At 52.1% G+C, this 23446-nt stretch carries 16 protein-coding genes, 1 CRISPR repeat array and 1 other annotated feature; of the genes, 2 read left to right on the top strand and 14 right to left on the bottom strand.

Translation table 11 applies throughout. The features are described from left to right. Window positions 1-112 precede the first annotated feature (112 nt). A CRISPR array of direct repeats spans window positions 113-3802; the repeat unit is 32 nt; unit sequence GTTTCAATCCACGCTCCCGCACGGGGAGCGAC. 169 nt (window positions 3803-3971) lie between these two features. From cas2 to QOL74_RS13725, 14 genes are all read right to left on the bottom strand, one after another. Continuing rightward, a complete protein-coding gene (gene cas2, locus QOL74_RS13660) occupies window positions 3972-4262 on the bottom strand; it encodes a CRISPR-associated endonuclease Cas2 (RefSeq protein WP_283410055.1) in 291 nt (96 codons plus the stop codon). Between the two features lie 11 nt (window positions 4263-4273). Further along, entirely contained in the window at window positions 4274-5305 is a 1032-nt protein-coding gene (gene cas1c / locus QOL74_RS13665; protein WP_283410056.1) for a type I-C CRISPR-associated endonuclease Cas1c, read from the bottom strand. A gap of 42 nt (window positions 5306-5347) precedes the next feature. Next, the gene (cas4, locus tag QOL74_RS13670; RefSeq protein WP_283410057.1) at window positions 5348-6004 is read right to left on the bottom strand and encodes a CRISPR-associated protein Cas4; all 657 of its coding nucleotides are present in this window, start codon (window positions 6002-6004) and stop codon (window positions 5348-5350) included. Window positions 6005-6008: 4 nt separating this feature from the next. Then, window positions 6009-6863, bottom strand: a complete 855-nt coding sequence (gene cas7c, locus QOL74_RS13675) for a type I-C CRISPR-associated protein Cas7/Csd2 (RefSeq protein WP_283410058.1) — start codon at window positions 6861-6863, stop codon at window positions 6009-6011. A 2-nt stretch (window positions 6864-6865) separates the two neighbouring features. After that, entirely contained in the window at window positions 6866-8845 is a 1980-nt protein-coding gene (cas8c, locus tag QOL74_RS13680) for a type I-C CRISPR-associated protein Cas8c/Csd1 (RefSeq protein ID WP_283410059.1), read from the bottom strand. Further along, window positions 8842-9564 carry a type I-C CRISPR-associated protein Cas5c gene (gene cas5c, locus QOL74_RS13685; RefSeq protein ID WP_283410060.1) on the bottom strand — a complete coding sequence of 241 codons (723 nt, stop codon included), beginning with the start codon at window positions 9562-9564 and terminating at the stop codon, window positions 8842-8844. The genes cas8c and cas5c overlap by 4 nt, the downstream gene beginning before the upstream one ends. A 28-nt stretch (window positions 9565-9592) precedes the next feature. Continuing rightward, window positions 9593-12082 (bottom strand): CRISPR-associated helicase Cas3', encoded by a 2490-nt coding sequence (cas3, locus tag QOL74_RS13690; RefSeq protein WP_283410061.1) that lies wholly within the window; start codon window positions 12080-12082, stop codon window positions 9593-9595. A gap of 216 nt (window positions 12083-12298) precedes the next feature. After that, window positions 12299-13735: an Asp-tRNA(Asn)/Glu-tRNA(Gln) amidotransferase subunit GatB gene (gatB, locus tag QOL74_RS13695; protein ID WP_283410062.1), complete on the bottom strand. Its 1437-nt coding sequence runs from the start codon at window positions 13733-13735 to the stop codon at window positions 12299-12301. Then, a complete protein-coding gene (gene gatA / locus QOL74_RS13700; protein WP_283410063.1) occupies window positions 13732-15210 on the bottom strand; it encodes an Asp-tRNA(Asn)/Glu-tRNA(Gln) amidotransferase subunit GatA in 1479 nt (492 codons plus the stop codon). Before gatA ends, gatB begins: the two co-directional genes overlap by 4 nt. 11 nt (window positions 15211-15221) lie before the next feature. After that, window positions 15222-15509: an Asp-tRNA(Asn)/Glu-tRNA(Gln) amidotransferase subunit GatC gene (gatC, locus tag QOL74_RS13705; protein WP_283410064.1), complete on the bottom strand. Its 288-nt coding sequence runs from the start codon at window positions 15507-15509 to the stop codon at window positions 15222-15224. 78 nt (window positions 15510-15587) lie between these two features. Beyond that, window positions 15588-16874 (bottom strand): aspartate--tRNA(Asn) ligase, encoded by a 1287-nt coding sequence (gene aspS / locus QOL74_RS13710; protein ID WP_283410065.1) that lies wholly within the window; start codon window positions 16872-16874, stop codon window positions 15588-15590. Between the two features lie 92 nt (window positions 16875-16966). Continuing rightward, window positions 16967-17242, bottom strand: a binding site (T-box leader). A gap of 110 nt (window positions 17243-17352) precedes the next feature. Further along, window positions 17353-18288 carry a S1C family serine protease gene (locus tag QOL74_RS13715; protein WP_283410066.1) on the bottom strand — a complete coding sequence of 312 codons (936 nt, stop codon included), beginning with the start codon at window positions 18286-18288 and terminating at the stop codon, window positions 17353-17355. 186 nt (window positions 18289-18474) lie between these two features. Then, window positions 18475-19719: an adenosylhomocysteinase gene (locus QOL74_RS13720; protein ID WP_283410152.1), complete on the bottom strand. Its 1245-nt coding sequence runs from the start codon at window positions 19717-19719 to the stop codon at window positions 18475-18477. Between the two features lie 72 nt (window positions 19720-19791). Beyond that, a complete protein-coding gene (locus QOL74_RS13725) occupies window positions 19792-20862 on the bottom strand; it encodes an HD-GYP domain-containing protein (protein WP_283410067.1) in 1071 nt (356 codons plus the stop codon). A gap of 322 nt (window positions 20863-21184) precedes the next feature. Between QOL74_RS13725 and QOL74_RS13730 the strand changes: the two genes are divergently transcribed. Together QOL74_RS13730 and QOL74_RS13735 are read left to right on the top strand one after the other, a co-directional pair. Beyond that, the gene (locus QOL74_RS13730) at window positions 21185-22390 is read left to right on the top strand and encodes an ABC transporter substrate-binding protein (protein WP_283410068.1); all 1206 of its coding nucleotides are present in this window, start codon (window positions 21185-21187) and stop codon (window positions 22388-22390) included. A 156-nt stretch (window positions 22391-22546) separates the two neighbouring features. Then, window positions 22547-23440: a branched-chain amino acid ABC transporter permease gene (locus tag QOL74_RS13735; RefSeq protein WP_283410069.1), complete on the top strand. Its 894-nt coding sequence runs from the start codon at window positions 22547-22549 to the stop codon at window positions 23438-23440. Window positions 23441-23446 lie beyond the last annotated feature (6 nt).

The following is a 23446-nucleotide window of genomic DNA, read 5'->3' on the forward strand; positions in this document are numbered from 1 at the left end:
CTTGATCCCATTTGTATCGTCTCCTTTGTCATTTCATTATATCTTTGACATCGGAAAGTCTCAATTCAACATGTCCTATTTTCATTCTAACATCACCTGCTTTTCGTTTCAGGTTTCAATCCACGCTCCCGCACGGGGAGCGACGCTGCTACTTCATGAGGGTGCAGTCGGATACGCTTGTTTCAATCCACGCTCCCGCACGGGGAGCGACTCCACCCTCTTCACCAACACCCATGCTTTGCTCACGTTTCAATCCACGCTCCCGCACGGGGAGCGACCATTACTACTTCCACTTCTCCCAACTATTTGGGAGTTTCAATCCACGCTCCCGCACGGGGAGCGACTGGGGGGCTGCCACTCATGGAAGCCGTGCTGGATGTTTCAATCCACGCTCCCGCACGGGGAGCGACCCTGGGGGTTTTCCTGCTCAACTCCCCCTCCAGGGTTTCAATCCACGCTCCCGCACGGGGAGCGACAAGAGGCCCAAAGTAGTACATATTTCCACCTGTCGTTTCAATCCACGCTCCCGCACGGGGAGCGACTGATTTAAAGCTGGGAATCAATGAAATCGTCATCGTTTCAATCCACGCTCCCGCACGGGGAGCGACCATTGCAACGCTTGCTGACAGGCAGCGGATCAACGTTTCAATCCACGCTCCCGCACGGGGAGCGACGGCCATCTGTGCCTTCCAGCTGGTCGAGGAAATTGTTTCAATCCACGCTCCCGCACGGGGAGCGACCTGGCCAGCAGCTTTAAAAAGGGTTTCGGGCTGCCGTTTCAATCCACGCTCCCGCACGGGGAGCGACATGATGACAGCTGTGCTGTGGTGACCACCACGGAGTTTCAATCCACGCTCCCGCACGGGGAGCGACCCGTGAGGGTGTATCAAGGAGGAGATGAAAACGATGTTTCAATCCACGCTCCCGCACGGGGAGCGACTGGCATGGAGTCGCAGGAGCAAAATTCCCCCTGGGTTTCAATCCACGCTCCCGCACGGGGAGCGACGGCAGGAGCAGTGGTGGAAGGTGTGTATCCTGACGTTTCAATCCACGCTCCCGCACGGGGAGCGACACAATCACCGTCAATCTGGACGTGGATTCTGTGGCGTTTCAATCCACGCTCCCGCACGGGGAGCGACGTGTCTGGAATTATGCTCGGATACCTTGGATACAGTTTCAATCCACGCTCCCGCACGGGGAGCGACCCTGGCACTGCATCAAACCAGGTGTCGACCTGTGCGTTTCAATCCACGCTCCCGCACGGGGAGCGACAAGCGACCATCATCATCAAGCCGGGGATATGGCAGGTTTCAATCCACGCTCCCGCACGGGGAGCGACCGGTGCATCAACAGGCATAGAAGCAGCCATCGGCAGTTTCAATCCACGCTCCCGCACGGGGAGCGACCGGATACCACCGAGAAAAGAGAGCCAATCTCCACGTTTCAATCCACGCTCCCGCACGGGGAGCGACAGCATTGAAAGAGTCTGACGCTTATCTGTTCGGTGTTTCAATCCACGCTCCCGCACGGGGAGCGACTAGTCAAATTCGCCTTTTGAGTTGACGTAGGGATGTTTCAATCCACGCTCCCGCACGGGGAGCGACGGAGAAAAACCACACAAACTCTTTAATGGCCTTTGTTTCAATCCACGCTCCCGCACGGGGAGCGACCAAGATAGTCGTACAGATCAATCAGCTTTTTATAGTTTCAATCCACGCTCCCGCACGGGGAGCGACTGTGGGTGGTGCGTCCATCAAGTCGGTGCAGCGGGGTTTCAATCCACGCTCCCGCACGGGGAGCGACCTGCGGGCCAAGGTCAAGCATGGATTTGCAGACTGGTTTCAATCCACGCTCCCGCACGGGGAGCGACCTATGATCAATACCCTTGCCAAGCTCAAGGCAGAAGTTTCAATCCACGCTCCCGCACGGGGAGCGACGACAGCTGCCGCAATTCTATTCCCACCGAGAGCAGTTTCAATCCACGCTCCCGCACGGGGAGCGACTCAAGACGGGGATCGAGGCCGGGGATGGCGCAGAAGTTTCAATCCACGCTCCCGCACGGGGAGCGACCAAGGTAGTCATACAGATCAATCAGCTTTTTATAGTTTCAATCCACGCTCCCGCACGGGGAGCGACCCACCGCCTGTCGTGTTGATGCCACTGGCCACAGGTGTTTCAATCCACGCTCCCGCACGGGGAGCGACTGCTGATAGCAGTACATTTCGTGTTCGACATACCGTTTCAATCCACGCTCCCGCACGGGGAGCGACAAGTTCTTCGTCTTGCGACATGGCATGCAAAAAACAGTTTCAATCCACGCTCCCGCACGGGGAGCGACTTAATTTTCAGGCTTGCACCATCACAGGTGGGCTGTTTCAATCCACGCTCCCGCACGGGGAGCGACTCCGGGCGCAGGTAGTGGGCCATCTCCCGGATGGAGTTTCAATCCACGCTCCCGCACGGGGAGCGACTTTCTGCCAGTAGGCTTTTTCCAGGTCCTCAAAGGTGTTTCAATCCACGCTCCCGCACGGGGAGCGACGATCACAACGAGTGCCAACACTGCAAAGCAAATGGTTTCAATCCACGCTCCCGCACGGGGAGCGACCTGACATGCATGTTTCCGAGGTGTCCGGGGAAGGTGTTTCAATCCACGCTCCCGCACGGGGAGCGACAAGGCACATGTAAGCCAGAAAGCGGATCAAGATCAGTTTCAATCCACGCTCCCGCACGGGGAGCGACGAGTCTTCTTCGATGGGTCCGAAATAATAATCTTGTTTCAATCCACGCTCCCGCACGGGGAGCGACCTGTTGAGAAATCGAAACAATCCATTTTCTCTCAGGTTTCAATCCACGCTCCCGCACGGGGAGCGACAAAGGTCAATTGACACAGCTATTGGTACCGGACAGGTTTCAATCCACGCTCCCGCACGGGGAGCGACTTGTGCTGTTCCGGGCATCCAGGACATTTCGCTGGTTTCAATCCACGCTCCCGCACGGGGAGCGACCCTGCTGGGCCGTCCCGTTGTGCTTACTGCCCAGGTTTCAATCCACGCTCCCGCACGGGGAGCGACGGAAAAACGCATCCTGTACCTTCACTTCACCATGGTTTCAATCCACGCTCCCGCACGGGGAGCGACAAGGCGAACAGTTTGTCAGGATTGGGCTCCAGAGGTTTCAATCCACGCTCCCGCACGGGGAGCGACTCATGCAAGTGGTATTTTCACTTGCAATACCGTAAGTTTCAATCCACGCTCCCGCACGGGGAGCGACTATGTGGCGTAGAACTGAAAGGAGAATAGATTTGAGTTTCAATCCACGCTCCCGCACGGGGAGCGACGACAGACGTACACCGACAATCGAGAAAATTATCCTGTTTCAATCCACGCTCCCGCACGGGGAGCGACGTTTATCGATACGCCTCCCATCTGCTCCACGCTGGTTTCAATCCACGCTCCCGCACGGGGAGCGACGTCAGGGAAATATAAAACTGATCGAGGGTGCTGATGTTTCAATCCACGCTCCCGCACGGGGAGCGACATCAGCATATGTGCTGTTTCTTTGGAATGGTTGTGTTTCAATCCACGCTCCCGCACGGGGAGCGACATGCACATATCAGAGAGTACGTTTTACAGATACAGTTTCAATCCACGCTCCCGCACGGGGAGCGACAGGTGATCCGGTACCAAGGGCAGCCAGTACCATAGTTTCAATCCACGCTCCCGCACGGGGAGCGACTTATGTGCCCACGCATGGGATCACCTCCAATCGAAGTTTCAATCCACGCTCCCGCACGGGGAGCGACAGTATTCTTCTCTGACTAAGCATTTTCAATGATTCTACAGTAATTTTCTGCGAACTGCTTTTCTTCGATGTCATAATACTCTATATTACGGTTGTTTTTCGTTATCATGCAGCAGTGGCAAGCTGTGCGGATAAACCAGGAAATAGGTGGGCGCTTGAGGTTCGCAACGTCAAAAAATCATGGTTCCTTCTGGATCATAGGATTCCTTGGCACCAACATGCTCCACCCTGTTTTTCCAGTTTTTACCCAAAAAGTAGTAGCGTAGACTGTCTTTTTCAGGATCGATTTCACTTTCCAATATGTCTTTAAACTTTGCAAATTCTGTTGGATCCAGAAGGCATTCGAAAACAGAATTCTGGACCCGTTGGCCATAGTTAACGCACGTTTTCGCCACCATCCTCAGCCGCTTTCTACCTGCTGCATCTTCTGTGTTAACATCATAGGTCACTAATACCATCATGACTGATCATCCTAACTCATCCGATAGGGTGGATAGAGGTCTAAATCTCCTCTGATGCAACGGGCCATTAAAAGTGCCTGGCAGTAGGGCAATAGCCCAATTTCAACTTTTTCCTGCATATATGGATGGTGCACCTGTTGTTGCTTTCTTTTTTGCCAGGCATCAATCACTGTTTTTCGAGAATCTTCTTTCAGGAGAAAAGCACCTGTTTCTTTTTCAATAAAATCCTTCGGGGATACCAGCCTGTTGTTGATCAGAGACAGTGCCAGCCGATCGGCCATGTAAGGCCTCAGCTCTTCCATGATGTCCAGGGCCAGGCTGGCTCTGCCTGGGCGCAGACGATGCAGAAATCCAACTTGCGAGTCTAAACCGACGGTTTCAAGGGCAGACGCACAGTCATGTGTCAACATGCTGTAGAGGAATGATAATAGGGCGTTGACTCTGTCCATGGGTGGCCGCCGACTTCTGCCTTCAAAAGAAAAGTCCTGCTTCTGTTGAAGGATCAGATGACGAAAAACACTAAAGTACTGTCGCGCCCCGTCACCCTCTATTCCCCGAAGCTCGTCCAACGATGTTGCGTTGAGAACTTTTGGCATCAATAGTTTCAGGTGGTTGGCAGTTGATTCCACTGAGGGTACGCCTGGATCTGATTTGTAATCACGGGTAAACCGATTCAGAACAGCTCTTGCATTGGTCAATTTCCCAACAATCACGCTTTTGCTGATCGCCACACTGTCATCTTCACTGTCGTGCATCTCGTATTGTCTTTTTCGCAACAGGACGTTTCCCTTGCCAGCAGGAGTCACCCGGGCCAACAGCCGGGCATTAGTGGTGTGAAAGGCCAGCGACACACCTCTTTCAGCACACAGATTCATGAGCGCCGGACTGGCCCCGGTATAACCCATGGTCACAATGCTTTCAAGATTATGGATGGGAACCCGGAACCGGATCTCATCATCCACTCGAATGACGACATTTTCCCCCTCTTTGCCAAGATGGGCATCAGAGGAAGTCACATAAAGGGTGTTTAGCAATTTTCGCATCTTCTCACCTGCCTTTTGTCCCCTTAATCCATCTTTGCGTCTTTAATCCATCAGTGTTTGGAGGTATTTCGCCACCGACTGACGTTTCGCCAGCTTCGGCATGCAATGTTGATACAGGCTGCAGTTGTCGCAGGCTTTTTTGTACTCGGGAGCAGGCAACCGTCCTTTTTCAAAGCAATCATACATGGCATTGGCGGTTTCAATGGTTTTTTGTCTAAGAAGTGAACTTAACGTCACCATTTCCCGTCGTCTTGTTTTTCCATAAAAGAGATGCCCTTCAGCTACCGGTATGTTAAATGTTTCTTCCAGGCACATTCCCTGCGCACACAACTGAAGTCGGTCCCAGTCGTTGATCTTTTTCTGTCCATGTTTGTATTCCACGGGCAATGGTTGCCATAAACCGGTTTTTCCTTTCAGCACGACCCCCTTCTCACCCCTATGGTACTCCACCACATCTGCCGTGCCATAAAGCTTTAGTCTGTCTGATCGAACAGGAACCGCCCGGGAGACGTAGATATGCTGTCTGGTTTCCTGATAAGAAGGATCATCGGCCTGTTGGTGCAGTTTTTGACCACTGTAAGTCAGCACATTATCTTGCCAGACATTTTCCAGGTGAATCAGCGCCCACTGCCGGGGACAAAAGGCGAAGTGCTGAATACCGCTGAGCATCAGGTATTCTTCTTGTGTGACATAACCCATGGACTCAATTCCCGTCAAGTATTTCCGGTACGAGGCCTTCCATTGGTTCTACTTGAATGACATAGTCGTCAATGTCTTTTGGTTCGGTAATGCCTTCTTTCAACGACACCTTCAGCGTGCGGTGCACTTTGGCGGAAGAATATTGACCGGTGGGGTTACCGTGCTCCCACCAAATCAGCTTATAGAGCTCCATGCTGCCCTCTGGTCTGGCCGAAGATGCATCGTTGTCAAAAAGATGGATTAACGCCTCTTTCATCAGCAGTGCATCTTCCTGAGAAAAACCTGTTCTGGTGGCCAGCTGGGGATTAATGCTGCCATAGAAAACATACGCCCCATGGTCGACGCGGTGTTTCATACCCATGGTGTCAGATCCTCTTTTGCTTCCATCCCCTTCACTGCTGACACTCTTGGTAATCTGAACCGTGGATGCGTTGACAGGCAGCACACTAAAGGCCGGATGAATGGAGACAGGGCCTCTGATCCCTTCTGATACGCCTTTGGCTTCAGACCCTTTAAAAGCAAAGAGCTGGCCAAAAGCACGGACATCATACCACTTTTCGCAGGAAAGTTTTCTCAGCAGCGCTTTGTCTTTAAACGCTTCTTTCGGCAGTTCACCGGTAGCCCTGCTGTAAAGACTGGGATACTCGTCGAATTTATAGTCGTCGGACTGGACAAAAATCCCCTGACCTTTCTCCAATAACCGGTTTCTGATCTTGCGTTTCAGGCAAACATCCGAAATTTCTCCCAGGCCATCATAGGTCACCCGGGGTCGATTGCCGTTCAATGGGTCTCCGTTGGGATTTGCGTTTTTCACCATGATCACTGCTGCAAAGTCGATTTTGTTTTGAATCACTGCCATTCTTATTCTCCCCCTTCAGTTCCTTCAATTGGTTGATCCTGTGATTGACCCTGTGGTTCATCCTGCTGTTGCTGTTCTTCTGTATTTTTCCAGAGTGCTCGCTTTTGGCAGTGATAACCAAGTAAAAACTCACCCGTCAATTTTTTATCTGAAATAAAGTCATCTGCATCAAACAACGCCATCACTTCTGTCATGCGGTTGATGAGTCCCTTTCCCTTTGCCCCAAGGCGGGCTTTATAGGGATGCAGCGACAGCTCAATGCTGCGCCAGGTTGAAAACGGCCTTTCGGAGAAGCGCTGCATGAGTCTCAAGGCATTGGTTTGTCGCTGTTCGCCGCCTTCTTTCAACGCCCACTCTTCCAGATTGTCTGCCAGTGCCAGTAATCTGCCGTAAAGGTAATCCCTTGTCTTCCTGTTTTCTTCCAGTGCCAATGCATATCCCTCCCTTTCACAATGTTTGCGATACATGGCGCAGGCAATGGTCAGTGTCTTCTCCCATTCCCATCTTTCCATCCCCAGGGGGCTGCTTGCCCGGCGCAGGGTTGTTTCCACCAGGTCAAGGGGCAGGGGCACTCCATCCAACTGACATCTGAGTACCCGCTCCACCGTCTTATTCTGCAGGGTTTCATCCAGCCTTCTCCCATAGGCGGCTTCAGCTATGTCAAACGGGCTGGGCGCTGACACATACCGCTTGGGTGCACTCTCTTTTACCTCTTTGGACCATTTGGGGTTTCGATACGTATGTACCCAGGCCGCCGTCCGATGCCAGTTTTCAATGCGCTGGATAAAATCTTCCGGCACCAGTTCCCGATACAATCGAATGGATAACCGGCCCGTGGTGGCTGCATCCAGCATGATGATCATGACCTCTTTGGTATGCGCCAGCCTTTTCCGGTACCCATAGAGACACTTTTTCAACGCTTCAAAAAATTCCTCGGCCGTATACGCCGTGCGCTGTCCACCGTCGTCACTTACATCTCCTCTTGATGAAAGGCCAAAATAATCAGCCATAGGATCGGGAACCACCTCCCCTTTTTGTGCCCAGGTGACCAGCGCCAAGCTTCCGTTACGTACACCCTGCCTGTCAATGAGCCATCGCAAGGCATTGTGTGCTTTTTGAGTGACTTCAAAAGAAACCCCTGCTGTTTGCTGGCCGTCATGAAATCTTCCCCTGAATGTATATCCACGGATATCATTGGATGATATCAGCTTTGCCTTGTCTCCTTGATTGCGAAGTTTGGCAGGGTGACTCAAAGCCAGTTCACTGGCCTGCCCTGTCACGTAGCAGAGTCCTTTAAAGGATTGCATGGATATATAGTAGCTGATCCAGGCATCATAGAGAGTGATGTCTGTCCACACTTCCCGCTGGGGGTTGCCTGGAATTTCAACAACCCAACGTACAAAAGCATCACTTTGGACTGCTGTCGGACTTAACACACGAAAAATTTCCGGCATGTTGTCCTTGTCATCTTTGGGCCACTCTACCAGCAGCTGGCCATCTTCATCTGTCCAGAGGCATTGACTGCTAATGAGGTCTGACACCAGCGTCCTTTTTTTGACATAGTGGTAAATGGCTGCCACTTTTTCATGTGTTGCCGGTGATTCGACCCATTGCTTCAGATCCTGGCAGTAGAGTTCGTACGGTTCGCCGGGATTTTTCTTAAAGCCAGAAGTCACTTTTCCTCCATGAAGACTGAAATCACCGGCCACGTATTGCAGTTTGTCACATAAAGGATGGTTGACGGGTTTGACGCCTGCCCGGGAACCTGAACTTTCGGTGCAGGGGATGATGGTCTGACTGTCGGCAGCCGGGATAACGGAAGCTCTAAGAAAGTTGCCTTCGCCATCAATCACCACGGTAATTTGTGCTTTTTGAGTGGTGTGGCAGATGGGAAGCAGTACCGGTGCATCTTCACCCCTGATGACTCCTGCCAGTTGTTTGTTTTCTTCATAGGTTTCGTATAGCTTTTGAATCCAACTCATTGCCACTCCTCCTGCCATACATCTGCCAAAGACAGGTCGTCTTCCAGTGGGATCGCCTGGATGCTTTCAAGCGTCATGGGCCGAACATTTTTTCGAATATCGCAGGCGTCCGGAGTGATGAAATCCACAATACCCTGCTTCATGTGTGGTGTCCAGAAGCGTGAAACCAGGGTTTCCTGACCCGTTTCGCTAGGGTAGTCAAAGCCATGGAACATAAGCCCGAAGCTTAACTGATCGTATTGATCATAAAACCCTTCGCCGTCTCCAAAAGTGCAGGGCTCCACATAGGCCTGGCATTCCCGGGTACCCAGAAAAACATCCCGCCTCCCACCTCTTTCAATCATACGACGGGCCATAAAGTAATGCTTATTCTCATTTCTGTCATGGCTTAGATCCGGCCTGTTTTCATTCCACACGAAATGAGCCTCCACCTGATACGCCACGTCACGCAAATAAGTATAGATGGATAAATCATTGCCACCACTGTACTTCAATGGCTTCACATTTTTGCTCTCTGTTCGTATGGCTTTCATCACCCGCACCCGGTCAATCACCCAGACGATGGTGGGTTTCCAGTAGATGGATTCCAGAATGCCCTTCAGCGCTTGGTAGGTGGGTATTTGGTACGATGATTTTTCCCCGCCCACGCGTGTTAGCGGGTCAGAAAAAAGGGCGTACCTGCCGTAAACGGTGAACGCAACTGTGTTTGCATTTTGCATTTTCTCCCCCCTTTGGATTGGTTCCTCATCAGAATGTCATGGTATCCATGGTTTGAAGCTCACCCTGCAGCTGAAGTCCTTTCTCTCGAGAATAGTGCCGGCCATTGAGGTAATAGATGCCTGATCCCTGGGTTGTTTCATGAAGGGCCCCTTCGGCCACAAGACGATTGAGCTCATGGGCATAACAATTCACGGCGTATTGCTGTGACAGCTTCAGAAGTTCTCCAGGACTGTCCCAGGGGCTTAATCCACATAGCGACTTGATGATTCTCTCCCCCTCCTCTCCATAGGGCACGATGACACCCTGTGTGCTTTTATCGATGGCCTGAAAAGCCTTAGCCGCTGTCTGGAAAGACTGGCGCAGCATCATGTCAGGACTCTGTCCATTGATGCGTTGATGGGCGGCAACAGCCTGGGGATTAACTGACAGCAACTCGAAAAGACAGCTGTCATTCCCCACGCCTGCAGAGCGGGGAAGGGGGTAACTCATTTCATGTTGACGCTGATAAAAGTAGTACTCATAGTAACGATTCATGGCCTTTGCGCTCAAAAGATCCTCATCAAAATCAGCCGGGCTGTTGTGAAATTCATTCAACAGGCGCAACGTCACTTCTTTTCCCTCGCGTATATCTGTCAATCTGCTGAGATTCTCATTTTGGAGCTGAAAAAGAAACAATTGACCCTGGGGAATTTTCCCATGGCGATTGCACCGCCCCGCCGCCTGCTGAATGGAATCAAGCCCTGCCAGTGCCCTAAAAACAGTGGTGAAATCAATGTCTACGCCGGCCTCTATCAGCTGTGTACTGATACAGATCACCGATTTTTTCTCATTGAGGCATTGATTGACATCCTCCAGAATCTGCCGGCGGTGGGCAGGGCACATATGGGTACTCAGATGAAAGACTTTTGTTTCGCTTCCTGTTTTATTTCGAATATCGTCCACGGCATCGTACACCAAGGCGGCATCTTTCTTGGTATTAAGAATCGCCAGAACTGAAGCGGTTATTTCAGCAGCAGTCATGATTTTTTCTGCCAACTCTTCGTGTGACCAGTGATTCCCATGGTTTTCGTCATTCACCTTTACCCGCTTGAACTGCTGAAAGAGAGCTTTCACATCGGGAGTGATTTCAGAAATGGCCTTGGAAGAAAGAGCTCTTGAAGCAGGTTGCACCGCTTCCAACAGCGGCTGGGTAGCGGTACATAGAACAACCGTACTATGACACGCCTTTACCAGAAACCGCATAGCCAAGTTCACCATATGGGTGCATCGAACAGGCAGTGACTGAATTTCATCGAAAATGATCACCGCTCTGGTCATTTGATGGAGACGTCGAACCGGGCCGGTGCCTGATCCAAAAAAAGATTCAAGAAATTGGACCATGGTGGTGAGCACCACGGGGGCATCCCAGTTCTGTGTCCAGAAATGGTCATTTTCAGGTACTTCCCTAAGAGGATCCAGGTTGGAATGATGCTCCATGACAATTGCCGGATCTCCCGCCTCTGTTTCCAGTATGTTTCTGATGGTGCGGGCATTCTGATCGATGATGGCTGTATAGGGAACCACATAGATGATGCGATCCATCTGATACTGGTGCGCATGATGAAGGGCAAACCGGAGGCTTGCCAATGTTTTGCCTCCCCCAGTGGGGACTGTCAGGCGAAAAACGCCTGGCTTCTGGTTTGCCATTTCCCGGCATCGTTCTGAGACTTGCTGCCGATACCTGTCAATGTCGTTGGTGACTGAAAAGCGACTCAGCGTTTCTTCAAGTCGTTGCACTAAGGTTGTCCATGAAATATACTGCCCATCTGGTCGCTCCAGTGCCACCGTGGGATTTTGATGGTCGATGGTATCCACCCGATCGGCATCCAGCAGGGTTGAGAAGAGCATGCGTGTCAGCAATCCCAGTTTAAAAGCTCTCCCGGTCGGATCATCTTCCGATTCCAACATTTCTTTGATCACGATGTGAAGAGACTGTTCCAGTTCTGGATCGGATGCTTTTTGATACATTTTTTCTTTGAAATCATCAGGCAAATTGGTCATCACTTCGTCATAATGTGTTCGCAATTTGTCTTTATCCATGCGCTCCAGAAATCGATTCTCCCCATCTGGCGCAAGGCAGTCGATGAGTTCCGAGTGATGTGAAGCTGTGATCAGCGGCAGCAGCTGTCGGGAGAGTACATTGCCTGGCATTGCTTTCAAATGCTGATATAACCACTGGGCTCCTGCCGTTGAGTGGTCGATGCTTCCTCTGCCCATGCGTTGCTGCGTGCCGGAAGTTGTAGGCAATCCTTCGGCCGACCGGATATAATCATTAAAGGCCTGGCTTGCCTTTCCCAGATCATGGACGAGACCACACAGGGAAGCGGGTTCCTGGAGACTGATTTTTGACGCATTGGCGGCGGCGCGGTCACTCACATTTGCCAGGTGAGACCACACATCCTGAATGGTGCCGTCTTCTCTACGGTAATGGGCCACAAATTGATTTGTCTGTTCTTTATCATGAATTTGTTTGGACATGAAACCCCTCCCATGTTCCCACTGCCCCTATTATATAATGAATTCAAGGAATATTGTGCTTATTTTGCTATTTTGTTTTACTTTTTGTTTGTTCTTTTTTCTGCACACGCAAAAAGACCCCACAGAATCTGTGGAGTCTCAGTCTGCTGACAACATCTCGAAGCCAAGGGATCTGGTCAGAGCTGCTTTTAAAATTTGGTAAACCAACGCGTCTTTCTATGCCTGCAGTGCCTTTTCCAGCATCTCTTTCGCCATCTTGGGGTTGGCCTGGCCGCCGGTGGCCTTCATCACCTGGCCCATTAGAAAGCCCAGGGCCTGTTTCTTGCCGCTGTGGTAGTCCTCCACCGAGGCGGGATTGGCTGCCAGCACCTGGCTAATGATGGCTGCCAGTTCGCCGGAGCCGCTGATTTGCTTCAGGCCTTTTTCTTCCACAATGGCTTCTGGATCTTTGCCGGTGTCATACATTTCCTGAAAAACCTCTTTTCCCACGGTGCCGCTGATGGTGCCTGCTTCCACAAGTTCAATGAGTTTTGCCAGTTGAACAGCCTGCAGGGGCTGGTCTTCGGCTTCGATGTCGGTTTCTTTCAGGCATCGTAGAAGATCCCCCAGAATCCAGTTGGCGGCCGCCTTGGCACCGGCACCAGCTGCCACAGTTTCCTCAAAGAAACGGCTGAGTGCTTTTTCGCCGGTGAGAATGGCGATTTCCTTTGGCGTGAGTCCGTAGGCCTCACTGAAACGGGCGGCTTTGGCCGCCGGCAGCTCCGGCAGGGTGCTTCTGGCCGCTTCAATGGCGGCTTCTGGAATCAGAATGGGCTTCAGATCCGGTTCGGGAAAATACCGATAGTCATGGGCGTCTTCTTTGGTACGCATGGAGATGGTGCGGCCCTTGGCGGCGTCCCAGCGGCGGGTTTCCTGCACCACTTTATGACCTTCGCCAAAGCTGTACAGTTCCATTTGCCGTTTTTCTTCCTTTTCAAGGGCTTTTTGCAATTCTTTGAAGGAGTTGATGTTTTTCAGCTCCACTTTTTCGTTGAGGGCTTCCTGTCCATAAGGACGCAGGGAGATGTTTCCGTCACAACGCAGAGACCCTTGCTCCATGCGGCAGTCGGAAACGCCGGCGTACTGAAGCACGGCCCGCACGGCCCGAAGATAGGCCACAGCTTCTTCCGGCGAACGCATATCTGCCTCTGAGACGATTTCAATGAGGGGCACTCCCACCCGGTTGTAATCGATATAGGAAAGTGGCTCGTATTCATCATGGATAAGTTTGCCTGCATCTTCTTCGATATGGATGCGGTGGATGCGAATGGTTTTCTTTTCGCCATTCACTTCGATCTCCACAGAACCACCGGTGCAGATGGGCAGGTCGTACTGGGAGATTTGGTAGGCTTTGGGCAGATCGGGATAAAAGTAATTTTTTCGGTCCATTTTGCTGACGGTTTGCACTTCGCAGCCCAGGGCCAGCCCAGCTTTGACAGCCATGTCCACCACCGCCTGGTTCAGCACCGGCAGGGTGCCGGGAAGTCCCATGCACACCGGGCAGGTGTGCTGGTTGGGAGCGGCTCCAAAGGCGGTGGGGCAGTCGCAGAAAATTTTGGTTTTGGTATCAAGCTCTGCGTGAATTTCCAGTCCGATGACGGTTTCCCACTTCATTTCAGCACCTCCTTGGCTACCGGGCTTGTGAGATCAAGACCCAGGGTTTGTTCCAGCTGGTAGGCCACATGCAGCAGTTTTGATTCCTGCAGATGGCCGCCGATGAACTGAACGCCCACCGGCAACCCGGATTTGGAAAATCCACCAGGAAGGGAGAGTGCCGGCAGGCCCGCCAGGTTCACATCGACGGTGAAAATGTCACCCAGATACATTTCCAGGGGATTGTCGGTTTTTTCTCCCTGCACATAGGGCAGGGCGGGCGTCACTGGCCCCAGCACCAGGTCGTAGGTGCTGAAAATACCGGTGAACTGTTCCCGAATCTGGTTGCGCAGAAGCTGTGCCCGGTGGTAGTAGGCATCGTAGTAGCCGGAGCTGAGGGCATAGGTGCCCAGCATGATGCGCCGCTTGACTTCGCTGCCGAAGGCTTCTGAACGGGTTTTCAGCATCAGTTCTTCCAGATTTTCAAAGGTTTCAGGACGGTAACCGTATCGAATGCCATCGAATCGGGCCAGATTGGAGCTGGCTTCGGCGGAGGAAATCAGGTAATAGGCAGAAAGCCCGGCATCGGAGTAGGGTAAAGATACTTCTTCGATGACCATTCCCAGTGATTCCAGGGTGGCTGCTGTTTCTTCCATCACCCGGCGAATCTCAGGGTCGATGCCCTCCTGGCGGTATTCTTTTGGAAAAGCGGCTTTCATACCTGTGAGAGGCGCTTCAAGACCGGCAGTGTATGAAGCCGTTGGCGCATATTGAAGGCTGGAGGCATCCCGGCGGTCATGGCCCGCCAGCACGTCCAGCGCCAGGGCGCAGTCTTTCACGTTTTTTGTCATGGGGCCAATCTGATCAAGAGATGAGGCGAAGGCAATCAGGCCGTAGCGGGAAACCAACCCGTAGGTGGGTTTCAGCCCCACCACGCCACAAAAAGCTGCCGGCTGGCGAATGGAACCGCCGGTGTCTGAACCCAATGCCAGGGAAACGGTGCCGGCGGCCACGGCGGCGGCTGAGCCGCCGGAGGAGCCACCGGGTACCCGGGTGAGGTCCCATGGGTTGGCTGTCACCTGATATGCTGAGTTTTCTGTGGTGGAACCCATGGCAAACTCGTCAAGATTGGTTTTTCCCACAATCACCGCACCAGCGGCCTGCAGCTGGGTGGTGACGGTGGCATCGTATGGGGGCACAAAGTCTGCCAGCATTTTGGAGGCACAGGTGGTGAGAATGCCATCGGTGCACATATTGTCCTTCAGTGCCACGGGCACACCGGCCAGCGGCCCCAGGGGCTCCCCGGCGGCAAGCTGCCTGTCCAGCCGGTCTGCCTGTTCCAGGGCAGCGGCGTCACACACTGTCAGATAGGCTTTGACCTTCGGTTCTGTTACTGCAATGCGCTCCAGGGCAGCAGTGGTCAGTTCTCGGGCAGATGCCTGCCGGGTGATGAACTGGTGATGCTGTTCCTGCATGGTACTTGTGGTGGTGTTCATGCTGCCGCCTCCTAATCCAGTATTTTGGGAACGACGATGAGACCGTCTTTCCGCTGTTTCACGTTTTGATGAAGCTTTTCCTGTTCTTCAAATAACCGTGACTGGTCTTCCCTCAGGGGCACCGGGGCCGCCTGGCTGGGGTCAAAAGCAGTGACCTCCGAAAGGTCGTAGCCATCAATAACGGCAAAATGGGCCAGTATATCGTCAAATTCCCGGGTCATTTGCAGGGTTTCTGCTTCTGTGAGAGACAGGCGGGCCAACTGGGCCACCTTGGTCACTTCTTCAGGCTTAATACGCATGGTCACATCCTCCTTTATGGGAGTGTTCAGTTTGTCAGTGTCAGGTTTGTACACATCCGGTTATCACGCATCAACGCTTTAAGGTGTCAAGCGTTTCATATCCCGGGGCAGCAACGTGGCTTCTCGAATGTTGGTCAGACCGCAAAGTTTCATGGTAAGCCTCTCAAGACCGATGGCCAGGCCGCCGTGGGGAGGCATGCCGTACCGAAAGCTCTCGGTGTAGAAAGCAAAATCTTCCGGGTTCAGGTCAAAGGCTTTCATGTTGCTGACCAAGTGCTGGTAGTCGTGAATCCGCTGGCCGCCGGTGGTGATTTCCAGACCGTTCAGCAGCAGGTCAAAACTGCGGGTGACTGTGGGATCATCTTCAAAGGGCATGGTGTACACAGGCCGCTTGGCAGTGGGGTACCGGGTGATGAAGACAAAGTCAGTGTCATAGGTTTCCTGAATGTAGGCTGACAGCAGCTTTTCACCCTCTGCATCCAGGTTTCCCGGAGGGGAAGCCTTGCCATATTTTTCCTGAAGTATTTCCTGAGCTTCTGCCAGGGGCAGCCGGGGGATGGTGCCCACTGCAGGCAGGGTGACGCCCAGCAGTTCCAGCTCTGCCTGACAGTGTTCCTGCAGGTAGGGCATGAGGAACCGCATGAAGCCTTCCTCCAGGGCCATGATATCTTCTTCGCTTTCGATAAAACCCATCTCCACGTCAAGGCTGACATATTCATTCAGATGGCGCCAGGTGTTATGCAGCTCGGCCCGGTAGGCGTGTCCAATTTCAAAGACCCGTTCGAAACCGGCACCCACCATCATCTGCTTGTAAAACTGGGGGCTTTGGGCCAGAAAAGCCCGGGTATCAAAATACTTGACAGTGAACATTTCTGAACCGCCTTCGGTACCTGCTGAAAGGATCTTAGGTGTATGAATCTCTGAAAAATGGTTGGCGGTAAGGTACTGACGGAACGCTTCCACAATGGCCTGCTGCACCACAAAGGGGGCCCGGGTTTTGGGCTGGCGCAGGCTGATGGTGCGGTGATCCAGTTTGGTTTCCAGGTGTACCTGCTCTTCCCGGTTGACGGCGATGGGCAGCACCTCATAATCCGGTTTGCCCACAATGGCGATGGCAGCCACGGCCACTTCCAACCCCAGAGGAGCTTTATCATTGGCCTGACAGATGCCCTTTACTTCCACTGCTGCTTCCAGACGCAGGCCTTCCTTCTGGCTTTCCTCCAGCACCAGCTGTACCAGACCGGTTTTATCCCGCAGCATCACAAAGGTGATGCGCCCCAAATCGTGAATGCGATGAACCCATCCCTTTAACAACACTTCCTGACCTAATTGCTCCTGCAGTGATTTCACATAGATTCTTTCCATGATCAAAACTCCTTCCGTTATCAACATCATTACCCCTGTTAAGCAGCGGTACCCATGCAAAAAACCCGTCCATTGCACAGTCTGAGACTGTTGCAAGGGACGGGTTATCTTTTCCGCGGTGCCACCCTGATTAATTTGGCTTTCAAAACCAAATTCACTCATATTGGTACGGAAAAGCCACGCTTTTCGATACCTGTTCCCTGTAACGGGGGACGGCCGTCCGAGTCTACTGGGCGCTGGTTTCTCCATTGCCGGTTCGGTCGGATGCTCCCGGGTGTTCTTCAATCCGTTCCGCCTGCCGGGCTCACACCTTCCCCGGCTCGCTGAGAGTTGGATACTGGATTTACTCTCCCGTTCAACGCACGTTGCTGTTGGATTGTGAATCATTATAACCAAATGAAAAAGATTATGCAAGCTTTTTTTGAAATATTTATCGCCCGCACATTTAAGACAACTCAAATGCAGGTGTGGTTGAGATTTATGGGTTCACCCAGTGAGGGTTGGCATCAATGAGTGCTTTCACTTCATCAGCAGAAATGGCGAAATTCAGATTTTCTGATTCCGTCACCTTGAAGGTGGTGAGGCCCAACAGTTCGCCCTTCATGTTCAGCAGGGCTCCACCGGAATTGCCCGGTGAAATGGGGGCTGAAATTTGAAGGTAGGTGGTGCTGTCAAACTGTCTGATGCCTGAAACGATTCCGTCTGAGATGGTATTCATGAGACCCCGGGGGCTGCCGATGGTGACAATGCGCTGGCCCGCCGACACTGTGTCGATGCTTCCCAGGGGAATGGGCTGCAAGCTGAGATCCCGGCTTCTTTTGAACTGAAGAAGCGCCAGGTCTTTGCTCCTGTCGTATCCCAGCAGCATAAGTTCCCACTGACCTGCCACGCCCGTATCGGCATCAAGCGTTGCCTTGACCAGGTAGGGAGAGTCTTCGATTACGTGGAAATTGGTGATCACATGCCCCTGGCCACTGATGACCACACCAGAGCCCTGGCTTTCCCCTGCTTCCAGCAGTACCACACTTTTTTTCAGTGCGGCGATCTGTTCCATGGATTTTTCAAGGGGTTCTTCCAGCCGAAGGTATGCAGCAGTCATTTGCATGGGGGGTTGCGCCAGCAGTGGTACCTCTTCTGATTCCACCGGCGGCGGCACATCCTCGCCTTCACTTTCATCCAAAGAAATCATGCTGTCAAAGGAGCTTTCAGTACCTTGACCAGGGCTTTCCGCAACAGATGGTGCTGATGCAGGATTCTCACGAAAGTATTGAAAAAGTAAGAATCCGGCTGTTCCATAAACAAAAAGCAGCATGAAAGTAAACCCGGCGATCATGGTGATGGCCAGGGATTTGGAGACGGTTTTCGTTTTTGATGCCGGGGCTTCTTTTGGTTGCCCGGTTTTTTTCGCTGGCATTTTGATCACCACTGATTTTCATTCTTGTAGCTGCTGCATTGCCCGAACACTCATGAAAAGACCGCTGCAAACTCTTTTTACAACGATTCCATCAGCTTTCGGCTTTCATTCTAACACGGCCTGTCTGAAATGTACAGACAGGCCGTAAAAAAAAGCAAATCTGATTCAGCTGATCATGAAGGTCAACTACTCATGGGATTCCCAACCCGAAAGATATGCCTGCTGCTCAGGGGTGAGGGTGTCGATGGAAAGCCCCATGGCGGCCAGTTTCATATTCGCCACCCGATCGTCGATTTCACGGGGAATGGCATGTACCCCAGGCTTGAGGGTTTCCCGGTTCTGCAGCATATGCAGCACTGCCAGTACCTGAATGGCAAAACTCATATCCATGATTTCCGCAGGATGACCATCACCGGCTCCCAAATTCACCAGACGGCCCTCTGCCAGCAGGTTAATCCAGCGTCCGTCAGAGAGTCGGTAGCCTCTGATGTTGGCCCGCACCTCTTTTTCTTCCACTGCCAGTGCCTGAAGTTCAGGAATATCAATCTCCACATCAAAGTGACCGGCGTTGGCCAGCAGCGCACCGTCTTTCATGCTGGCACAGTGACGGCCGCGAATCACCTGACGGCACCCTGTTACTGTAATAAACACATCACCCAATGATGCCGCTTCATCCATGGTCATCACCTGGTAGCCATCCATGGCAGCTTCAAGTGCTTTCACCGGATCCACCTCACACACCACCACCTGTGCTCCCAATCCCTGAGACCGCAGGGCGACGCCTCTGCCGCACCAGCCATAGCCGGCCACCACGACGGTTTTTCCAGCTACAATCAGATTGGTGGTACGGTTGATGGCATCCCAGACCGACTGGCCGGTACCATACCGGTTATCGAATAAGTGTTTGCAGAACGCATCATTCACTGCCATCATGGGAAATTCCAGCTTGTTTTGAGCGGCACGGGCCCGCAGCCGCAGCACGCCTGTGGTGGTTTCTTCTGCGCCGCCATAGAGGTTTTTCAACAGGTCACGCCGTTCCTGATGTAAGAGATGCACCAGGTCGCCGCCATCATCAATGATAAGTTGTGGTCCAATGTCAAGAGCTGCCAGAAGGTGCTCTGTGTACTCTTTCGGAGTGGCTTGATGCCAGGCATAGACGGCAAGACCGTCATCTGCCAATGCTGCTGCAATGGCATCCTGGGTGGAAAGGGGGTTGCTGCCGGTCACTGCCACCTGTGCTCCTGCAGAAGCCAGCACCTTGGCCAGGTATGCCGTTTTGGCTTCCAAATGAATGGACATGGTGAGGCGTATGCCTTCCAGGGGGCGGGTTTTTATAAAATCTGCCTCCATTTGTCTTAACAGGGGCATGTGCCTAATTACCCACTCGATCTTTTGATGGCCTTCTGCTGCCAGGGCAGCGTTACGAATCATGCTTGGTTTTGTCAATGTGGTCACCTCTTTTGGTTTTTTGATTGATCTTCTCCGGCGAAAGAATCAGGGGAGTTAAGATGATCCTTGTGGATTCGAAACACTGCGCAGGATCACCAGATTTCTCTGTTTCAAAAGATCCACTTCGCGACCCTTCAGCGGTCCTTTCACCATTTTCACCACAGGCCGTGTGTGAAAAGGACTGTTGGTTTTTTCCACGACCCCCAGGCTGCCGTCGTTCATTTCCACAAGTGAATTCAGGGGATAGGGATTGATGTTTTTAATGAATTCTTTCACCAGGCGGGGATTAAACTGTAACCCGCCGTCGCCCATGATATATTCAAACACCTCAGACACCGGGTGGGCTTTTCGGTAGACCCGGTCGCTGATCATGGAATTAAATACATCTGCCAGCCCGATAATCTGCCCGAAAAGAGAAATTTCTTCACCGGATAGACCCTCCGGGTAACCGGTTCCGTCCCACCGCTCCTGATGCTGCAGCACCGGCAGTAAAATCGTTTCTTCCAGCTGGGTGTTTTCTTTCAGAAAGCGGTAACCCAGGCGGCAATGGTTCTGAATCATCTGATACTCTTTGGGATCCAGTTTTTCCTTCGCCAGTATATGAGCAGGGACAAGCAACATACCCACATCATGGAGCATCGCTGCCAATCCCAGTTTTCGCAGTTCTTCCCGTTTCAACCCAAGGCTTGTGCCCAGCAGCAGGGAGACAATCATTGTGCCCACCGAGTGCTGGTAGAGATATTCCTGAACTTTTCTCATCTCCAGTACTTTTTTCATGATGGCCTTTTCATTGAAAAAGTCTTCCACCACTGATCCCATCATGGCTCGAATAATATTCAGACCAATTTCTTCCGGGCCGGAATCATTCATTTCCGAGATGCTGGATAAGTGCCGGAGTTGTTGTATCGTTTTCTGCTGGAAGTCAGGTCGAATCACTGCATCTATCTGGTATTCTATATCGTCTTCATACACATCAACGATTTCATGGCCTTCCATCATTATCCGTGCGCGCACAAAAACCGTCATGAAAGTACCTTTATCATACATCAACTGTCCCGTGGCGTCGTACACAGGCTGAGCCAACCGGTCCTTTTCAGCTGCAAAACTGGTTTTTACGCGTTTCATACCATTCTCTCCTGTTCTATTCCCTTAGCTGCGTCTCTCAGTTTGTGACGCTTCAATACTTTTTATGCCTTATCATACGCCGAGTCCGGTCATTTTCTCCTCTGCCGGCCACAATCTCATTATATCCCATTATTCAACCATCCACAATGCCGGTGACCCAAAGGCCACTCACCGAGCCGGTTACTTTCCATTCAGTCGGCAGAGTCTGTCTGCCTATTCTCAACGTAAAAATATTTTGTCAAACATATCTGAATGGGGTATAATGAAGGGGCAACCGATGGGAGACATTTGTGCATACCACGAAAACAAAGGAGGAAGAGGTGTGAAAAAAAGTTTATTGCTGATCATGATGCTGCTACTGAGTTTATCACTGGTGTTGAGTGGCTGTGGCGGTTCCCAGCCTGCTGCTCCTGCACCCGCAGCGCCCGCAGAAACAGAAAGTGGCGAGACCCCTGCAGCAGACGGTGATGTCATCCGAATTGGTGTTTTTGAACCCATGACGGGAGCCAACGCTGCCGGTGGAGCCCTGGAGGTTGAAGGGGTGGAACTGGCAAACGAGCTGTATCCCACAGTTTTGGGAAGACCCGTTGAGTTTGTGGTTGTAGACAACCGTTCTGATGTGGTTGAAGCTGCCAACGCCGCTTCCCGCCTCATCGAACGGGAGAATGTGGTTGCCGTCATTGGCAGCTGGGGCAGCGGTTATTCCATGGCTGCAGGTCCTATCTTCGAAGGTGCTCAGGTGCCTGCTGTGGCCGCATCTGCAACTAATCCGCTGGTGACACAGGGCAATGACTATTATTTCCGCGTCTGCTTTATTGATCCATTCCAGGGTACGGTTATGGCCAACTATGCCTACAACAACCTGGGCGCCCGTAAAGCAGCCATCATCCGCGAAGTCTCCAACGACTATGCCGTTGGTCTTGCCAGCTTCTTTGAAGCAGCCTTCAAAGAACTCACAGGCGACGCTGATGCCATTGTTGAAATTTCCGATTACCAAACCGGTGACCAGGATTTCTCCTCTCAGTTACTGAACGTCAGCTCCAAGAATCCCGATGTCATCTTTGCACCGGGTAACTTCACTGAATCTGCGCTGGTCATCAGCCAGGCAAAAACCCTGGGTATTGAAATCCCCTTCATTGGCGGAGACACCTGGGAAACACCTGAGTTCATTGATATCGGCCAGGACGCCGTTGAGGGTGTCGTGTTCTCCACCTTCTTTGATGCCGACGCACCACTCACAGCAGAAACCGATGTCTTCCTGCAGGCTTACCGTGCCAAGTACAACCGGGAACCTGCAGCGGTTACCGCGCTGGGCTACGATGCCTACATTCTGATTCTCGATGCCATTGAACGAGCCGGAACCACCGACGGCGTTGCACTGCGGGATGCCATCGCTGCCACTTCCGGATTCCCGGGAGCTGCCGGCATCATTACCCTGAATGCCGATGGTGACGCCGAGAAAAATGCTGTTATCAAAACTGTCCAGGATGGTGTTTTCACCTACCTTGACACTGTTGAACCTCAATAAATAAATCTGGTGATTCTTTCACCCGATAAAGACCGATCCCATCAACTGAACAGTATGCTTCCCTTCCTGTCAGGAGGGGAAGCATCTGTTTGAACAACCCTTTTCTTTTGATCTCTGACAAAAAAGCTACTCCAATCCATTACGGGTGGTGACAAGATGTCTTTTGATTTATTCATGCAGTACCTGACCAACGGTATCTCTCTGGGCAGTCTGTACGCTCTGATTGCCATTGGTTACACCATGGTGTACGGGATTCTTCGACTCATCAACTTTGCCCACGGAGAAATTTTTATGATGTCTTTATACTTTGCTTTTTATGGGGTGGCCCTCTTTGCACTGCCCTGGTACATTACTTTTGTGGTGGCCATCCTGATGACCGCCCTGCTGGGGATGACGGTGGAACGGGCCGCCTATAAGCCCCTGCGCCATTCTCCCCGCATTACCATCATGGTTTCCGCCATTGGCGCTTCCTTCTTTCTTCAAAACCTGGCGGTGGTTATTTTTGGCGGACGTCCAAAAGCATTCCCCACGGTTCCTCTTTTCACACAGGTGATCCGCATCGGCAATATTTCCATGCAGGCCCTCACCCTTTACATCCCCGTGGCCACAGTGGCTTTACTGGTTGGTCTTCATTTTCTCATTCATAAAACCAAAACCGGGCTGGGGATGCGGGCCGTTTCCAAAGACCATGACACCGCCCGTCTCATGGGTGTCAACGTGGACCGTACCATCACCATCACTTTTGCCATTGGTTCCATATTGGCAGCCTTCGGCGGCATCATGTGGGGCATGAAATTTCCTCAAATTGTTCCCACCATGGGTTTGATTCCCGGCCTCAAGTGCTTTATTGCGGCTGTGGTGGGTGGTATTGGCAATATTTCGGGAGCTGTGCTGGGAGGCTTTATTCTGGGCATCGGCGAAATCATGCTTGTCGCCTTTCTCCCCGGACTTACAGGCTATCGGGATGCTTTTGCCTTTGTTCTTTTAATTGTCATCTTACTGGTGAAACCCACCGGTTTGATGGGCGAAAAAACAGCAGAGAAGGTGTAGCCATGA

This window comes from Anoxynatronum buryatiense (assembly GCF_900182905.1).
In the GTDB taxonomy this organism is placed as follows: Bacteria; Bacillota; Clostridia; order Peptostreptococcales; family Tindalliaceae; genus Anoxynatronum; species Anoxynatronum buryatiense.